Source organism: Chryseobacterium sp. SIMBA_029, assembly GCF_046535275.1.
In the GTDB taxonomy this organism is placed as follows: domain Bacteria; phylum Bacteroidota; class Bacteroidia; order Flavobacteriales; family Weeksellaceae; genus Chryseobacterium.
Map to the genome: position 1 here is coordinate 1 of NZ_JAWRXA010000183.1, position 291 is coordinate 291.

The window sequence follows — 291 nt, forward strand, 5'->3', positions numbered from 1 at the left end:
AGAAGAATGCTGGTTGTGCCGAATATGCCGGCGAACTGGGCAGCTTCATTCGGGGTGGGCTTTCCACAGCCGCGGAACGCAAGGTGCGGGCGCACCTGAACGGTTGCTCGAAATGTACCGCCGCCTTGGGCGAACTCAAGGACGTCCAGAGCACCATGCGGGCTGTACTTCTCCCGATGATCACTGGCATTCCAGCTGCGGCATGGGCCGGGAAGGGCGCAGGACTGGGCATCATCGGCGGCTTGGCGCCGATCAAGGCCGCAGTGGCAGTCCCGACGATTGCTCAACCAG

At 62.9% G+C, this 291-nt stretch carries 1 protein-coding gene; it reads left to right on the forward strand.

Annotated features, from left to right (window positions below):
• Positions 1-291 (forward strand): zf-HC2 domain-containing protein (locus SB679_RS23740; protein WP_410704718.1); only part of this gene is annotated, 291 nt, incomplete at both ends.